The organism is Pseudomonas sp. IPO3774 (genome assembly GCF_013386835.1).
Taxonomy (GTDB): Bacteria; Pseudomonadota; Gammaproteobacteria; order Pseudomonadales; family Pseudomonadaceae; genus Aquipseudomonas.
This window is the reverse complement of the sequence record NZ_JACAQY010000056.1, coordinates 1-6,025: the sequence shown is the minus strand read 5'-3', so window position 1 is coordinate 6,025 and position 6,025 is coordinate 1. Positions and strand designations below refer to the sequence as shown.

6 protein-coding genes are annotated in these 6,025 nt (G+C 62.6%); all 6 read right to left on the bottom strand.

Translation table 11 applies throughout. The features are described from left to right. Positions 1-67: 67 nt before the first annotated feature. Genes HYE77_RS26490 through fmdA form a run of 6 tightly spaced genes read right to left on the bottom strand, consistent with a single transcriptional unit; the run spans position 68 to position 5,658 of the window. Positions 68-1,423, bottom strand: a complete 1,356-nt coding sequence (locus HYE77_RS26490) for an MATE family efflux transporter (RefSeq protein WP_003218590.1) — start codon at positions 1,421-1,423, stop codon at positions 68-70. A gap of 22 nt (positions 1,424-1,445) precedes the next feature. Further along, positions 1,446-2,009 carry a DUF2239 family protein gene (locus HYE77_RS26485; RefSeq protein ID WP_177069842.1) on the bottom strand — a complete coding sequence of 188 codons (564 nt, stop codon included), beginning with the start codon at positions 2,007-2,009 and terminating at the stop codon, positions 1,446-1,448. 50 nt (positions 2,010-2,059) lie between these two features. Next, the gene (locus HYE77_RS26480) at positions 2,060-3,016 is read right to left on the bottom strand and encodes an AAA family ATPase (protein WP_177023258.1); all 957 of its coding nucleotides are present in this window, start codon (positions 3,014-3,016) and stop codon (positions 2,060-2,062) included. Positions 3,017-3,019: 3 nt separating this feature from the next. Further along, positions 3,020-4,063, bottom strand: coding sequence for an aliphatic amidase (locus tag HYE77_RS26475; RefSeq protein WP_177023259.1), 1,044 nt, complete (start codon positions 4,061-4,063; stop codon positions 3,020-3,022). A 15-nt stretch (positions 4,064-4,078) separates the two neighbouring features. After that, positions 4,079-4,426, bottom strand: coding sequence for a zinc ribbon domain-containing protein (locus HYE77_RS26470; protein ID WP_008432727.1), 348 nt, complete (start codon positions 4,424-4,426; stop codon positions 4,079-4,081). 2 nt (positions 4,427-4,428) lie between these two features. Beyond that, positions 4,429-5,658 carry a formamidase gene (gene fmdA, locus HYE77_RS26465; protein WP_076016701.1) on the bottom strand — a complete coding sequence of 410 codons (1,230 nt, stop codon included), beginning with the start codon at positions 5,656-5,658 and terminating at the stop codon, positions 4,429-4,431. Positions 5,659-6,025 lie beyond the last annotated feature (367 nt).

Genomic DNA, 6,025 nt, shown 5'->3' with positions numbered 1-6,025 from the left:
TGTAAGAGCGAAACCATAGGCGGCCGTTACCTAAATAACGGATATGTACACGCCCCCCAAAAAAACCTCACACCAACCGCTTGATCTGCTTATGCCGCCAAACCAGCCGGTAATAAGCCGTCTGCAACCCCAACATCGCCAGATACGTCACCGGAAACGCCATCCACACCCCTTCCAGCCCAAACCGCGCATTCAGCAGATACGCCACCGGCAACTCCACCCCCAACACGCAAACGATCGAGATCCCCACCGGCACCAGCACCACCCCGCTGGCCCGCATGATCCCGCCCACCACGGCCTGGAAACCGAACACCAGGATGCTCCAGAGCATGATATGCAGCAGGTGCTCGGCCTTGACCCGCGCATCCACGTCGGTAATGAACAACCCCAACAGCCAGTGCGACAACACATACCCCAGCACTATCAACCCACCCGTCAGGCACAGGTTGATCAAAATCCCCGTACGCAGGATCGGCCCGATCCGCTCCAGGCGCCCCGCCCCGATCGCCTGCGCCCCCAGAATCGACGCCGTGATCGCAATCGACAACGCCGGAAACTGCACATAGTTGACGATCTGCGTCACCGCCCCATACGCCGCCGTCGCCTGGGAACCATGGCTGTTGACCAGCGCCAGAATCACCAGCTCCGACAACGACAGCACCACCATCTGCAACCCCGTAGGCAACCCGATACGCAGGACCTTGCCCAGGATCACCCGATCCAGCCGCAGCGCCGCCATCAACTGGCGATCCGGCGCCATCACGTGGTTTTTATGGCGCAGGCGCAGCACCAGGAACGTCATCGCCAGGGCATTCCCCACCAACCCCGCCACCACCGCGCTCTGGATACCCATCGGCGGCAGGCCCAGCCAACCCTTGATCAGCGCAGGGGTCAGCACCAGGCCCACGGTGGTCGACACCATCAGCGCCAATAAGGGCGACACCGTGTCACTCACGCCCCGCAGCAGTTGGGTGAACAGGATGAACACCAGCAACAGCGGCATGATCAGCATCATCATCTGCGCATAACCCACCGCGTCATCCAGCACATCCACCGGTGTGCCCAGGGCCTGCATTGCCGGGCGCGCAAACACGCTGCCCAGCACCGCCGCGATCACCCCGATCAGGGCGCCGAGGGTCAGGGTGGCGCCGGTGATCGACTTGACCATCGAGGTTTCCTGCGCGCCCCACGCCTGGCCGATCAGCACCGAAGCGCCCGCCCCCAGGCCGATCACCAGGGCGATAAAGAAAAACACGATGGGGAACATCCCCGACACCGCCGCCAACGCCTGGGTGCCGAGCATCTGCCCGACATAGATCCCGTTCAGCGTGCCGGAAAAGCTCTGGAGGAAATTGGACAGCACCATGGGTGCCAGAAAGATCAGGTAGATCTGCCACAACGGTCGTTGCTGGGTGACTTCCATGAAGGTTCGGATCTCAATGCAATTAGGCAGGGAAAGCGTTGCGTGACAACCAGGCCAGGTACAACTTCACATCCACCGGCCAGTGCGCGATCCTGTTGGAAAATTCCGCGCCGTCCTGGGCAAACAACGCCCGCGAGGCTTCTTCAAAACCTGGCAGGTCGCCGCCGATGGCGCTCATGAAACGATAGCTGGATTCCTTGGCCTGGCGCCGCTCATCGTGCTCGGCATGGGCGTTGCGCGCTTCGTCCACCAACCGGCGCAAGGCCGCCGAGGCGCCGCCGCGTTGTTGTCCGAGCCACTCCCAGTGCCTCGGCAGCAAGGTCACTTCACGGGCGACCACCCCCAGCTTCGGACGGCCTACCGCAGGTGACGCCGGCACGTCGGCCTCCGTCACCGCGAGGGTCGGTTGCTGCGGTGCGTAACCGGCGGGCCAGGGATAGTCGACTTGAACACCGCTGGCGTCATCAAACACCAGCAAGCTGCCCGTCGCCAGGTCGAGGTTTTTCAGGTTTTTGGCGACGTCGGCATAAGAGCCGGCGGCCACGCGTTGGTGGCCAAGGAAGGCGGTGCAGTGTGATGCGCTCATGACTTTTACCCGGATTATTTTGTTTTACCCGGGTTATATTAGTCTGAAATTTATTGGATGCAAGCCGCTTGTTGCGAAACCACCAAACGATCACTGTCGACAGTCGCGCCCATGGGGCCCACACCCGGGTCGCGCAATACGCATTCGGCAATCGCCGGCTCCAGCTCCACCCGCAATCGGCGGCCCAAGGCGCGGGCGCCGAACCGTACGTCATGGTCGCGGCACAGCCAGGCACGTGCCGATTCATCCAGCACCAATGATCGGTGCTGCGCCGCCAGGCGTTGATTGAGTTTGCCGAGTTCCACCTTGAGCAGCGCCTCAAGCCACTGATGGTCGATGGGCTCGAACATCAGGATACGATCGATGCGATTGAGAAATTCCGGCTCGAAGTGGCGGTGCAAGGCGTCCTCCAACACCCCCGCTTCACCGCGCGCCCACCAGCGCAACGGGGCAAAGCGTTGCCGGTGCCGACGCGCCTGCTGGGCGCCGATATTGCTGGTCATGAAGATCAGGCTGTTGCGAAAGTCCAGCGTACGAGCGCCGCCCGCCAGCGTCAGCTGGCCGTTTTCAAGGATGCCCAGCAGGCTGCGCACCACTTCCTGGCTGGCTTTCTCCAACTCGTCGAACAGAACGATACCAGGGCGGCTGTAGCTACCCTGGATCAGTTCGCTGTTGAACAGGCTGATGCCCTCCTTGCTGCCGACATAACCCGGCGGTGCACCGGTGAGTGCGGCGGCATAATGCTCCTGGGCCAGGGTGTGCATGTCGATACGGCAGAACCCGTCGGCACGCCCGTGCAACGCCTGGGCCAGCAGCCGGACGATTTCCGTCTTGCCGACCCCGGTAGGCCCCATGAACAGGTTGACGCTCAACGGCCGCTCACGCTCACCGATATCGGCCTTGACCACCTTGAGCAACCCTTCCATTTGGGCCAGGGCTGCGTCCTGGCCAACGATACGGCTGCGCAGCAAGGCCATGACCTGGGCCGGTTCAAAAGTAAACCGCATGCCTCAACCCGCCGTTTTTTCTTTACCACCATGGGGCAACTGCCCCACCGGGCATTCGGCGACACCGACGGTGCTACGGGTGAAGGCCTCGACATTCTCTTGGGCCTTTTGCGCGTCCAGCACCCAGGTGCGATAGAACTCGAATGGGCAATCCGCCATGCCCTTGTCCCCATCGCCCGAGGCATGCATGCCGGTGTAGCCACGGTGCAGCAGCTTGAACAGATGGTTCTGCGACTGGTCGTTGGCCCGCGCATCGCGGATCTGCGACACCGACAGCTGGGCGTACTGAATGCCCATCTCTTCTTCGCCGCACTCGCCCAGGGTACGGCCATCGAAGCCGATGATCGCCGAGTGCCCGAAGTACGAATACACCCCGTCGAACCCCGCCGCATTCGCCACCGCCACGTAGCAGTTATTGGCCCAGGCCATGCTCTTGGACATCTGCACCTGCTGCTCCTTGGCCGGGTACATATAGCCCTGGCAGCGCACGATCAGCTCGGCGCCTTTCATCGCACAGTCACGCCAGATCTCCGGGTAGTTGCCGTCGTCGCAGATGATCAGGCTGACCTTCATGCCCTTGGGCCCGTCGCACACGTAGGTGCGATCGCCCGGGTACCAGCCCTCGATCGGGCACCACGGAATGCACTTGCGATAACGCTGGACGATCTCGCCGAGGTTATTGATCAGCACCAGCGTGTTGTACGGCGCCTTGTACGGGTGCTCCTCGTGGCGTTCACCGGTCAGGGAAAACACGCCCCAGGTATTGGCCTGGCGGCAGGCCGCGGAGAAAATCGCCGTCTCCTCGCCGGGAATACTCGCGGCGGTCGCCATCATCTCGTCGTGGTCGTACATGATCCCCATGGTGCTGTATTCGGGGAACACCACCAGGTCCATGCCGGGCAAACCCTGCTTCATGCCGACAATAATCTCGGCAATCTTCTTCGCGTTATCGATGACTTCGGCCTTGCTGTGCAGGCGCGGCATCTTGTAGTTCACGACAGCAACGCCGACCGTGTCCGGGCTGCTGGAAATGTCGCCATGGCGCATTGCAAATCTCCTCGGTCAATGACTGATCATCCAGGGCCGTGGCCCGGTCCTGGTCTTGAGCCCCAGCGGGTTGGCCTTGCTCGGCACCACCGGCTTGCTGGTGCCACAGCAACTGCAGCCCGCCGGGTGCTTGCGCGCTGCCTGATATTCGCCGACGGTTTGCGGCGCATGGGCGCTGCGCTCGTTACCGGCTATGGCCTTGCGCTGATTGGCCGACAGCGTGGTCAGCGCCGGCGCCGACAGCAGCAACTGCCCGCCCGGGCCGTCGCAATACGGACATTGGCTGGGTTCGTGACGCTGGGCCATGGGCCGCAGCATCGTGAAGGTGCCGCAGGACTCACAGGCATATTCGTAGGTCGGCATGGCTACAGGTCCGGTGCGATGGGCAGGTCAATGCTGCCGTCGAGGAATTGGGTCGGGCCGTTGGCGTTGGGGTTGATGTCGAACTCGAAGATTTCAGTCGGCAGCCACAACGTCGCGCAGGCGTTGGGGATGTCCACCACGCCGCTGATATGCCCCTGCACCGGCGCCGAGCCGAGCAACGCATACCCCTGGGCCGGCGAGTAGCCGAACTTGGTCAGGTAGTTGATCGCATTCAGGCAGGCCTGGCGGTAAGCGACATTGACGTCCAGGTAATGCTGCTGGCCCTGTTCGTCGACGGAGATGCCTTCGAAGATCAGGTAGTTCTTGTAGTTCGGGGTGATCGGGCTTGGCTTGAACACCGGGTTCTTGATCCCGTATTTGGCCATGCCGCCCTTGATCAGCTCGACCTTCATGTGCACCCAGCCGGCCATTTCGATGGCGCCGCAAAAGGTGATTTCGCCGTCGCCCTGGCTGAAGTGCAAGTCGCCCACCGACAGGCCGGCGCCGTTGACGTACACCGGGAAATAGATCTTCGAGCCGCGGGACAAATCCTTGATATCGCAGTTGCCGCCATGCTCACGGGGCGGCACGGTGCGGGCACCGGTGGCGGCGGCATCGTCACGGGCCGAGCCCTTGAGTTTGCCCATGTGCGCGGTGGCGGCCAGCGGGGCGTTGGCCAGGGGTGGGACGCGGGTCGGGTTGGTGTCGATCAGCTCCTGCTCGCGACGATTCCAGTCGGCGAGCATCACCGGGTCGGGCAGGCAGCCGATCAGGCCGGGGTGGATCAGGCCCGCAAAATTGACGCCCGGGATGTGCCGGGAGCTGGTGAACATACCCTTGAAATCCCAGATGGCTTTTTGCGCGCTGGGGAAGTGATCGGTGAGAAAGCCGCCGCCGTTCTGGCGGGAGAAGAAGCCGTTGAAACCCCATTGGGAGTCGGCCTTGGCGCCGATGTCGAGCAGGTCGACCACCAGCAAGTCGCCGGGTTCGGCGCCATGTACGCCCACCGGGCCGGAGAGGTAATGCACGGTGGAGAGGTCGACGTCGCGCACGTCGCTGGCGTCGTCGTTGTTCTTGATGGCGCCGGCGGTCCAGTCGTAGGTTTCGAGGATGAAGTCATCGCCGGGTTTGACCCAGCAAGCCATCGGGATGTCCGGGTGCCAACGGTTGTGGATCTGTTCGTTTTCGGTGACGGGTTGGTTGAGGTCGACTTTGATCAGGGTGTCGGTCATCGAGGTGCTCCCGGAGGGTGGGTTGGCTGTCGGGAGCAGTCTCACGGGGATGGGGTTGGGCGGGGAATACGTTGGATGACGTATGCGTCTTTGGGGTTGGGGGGCATATCCGTTTTTTGGGTGATGGCTGATATTGGTTCCGCTCTTACAGCGGCTCACTTTTGAACAGCGCAAAAGTAAGCAAAACGCTCTTGCCCCACCACTCGGCACCTCGCCTAGGCTCGGTGTGCCCTCACTCCGGCTTTGGACCGTGGGCCGCCGTCATGGGCCATCCCTGGCCCAGGACGGCTAACCCGGCGTCCTGCCGGGTTACCCACGCTCCAAAGCCTGCGTTCGGCCAGCGTGGTTTAACGGGGCGCCTAAGATC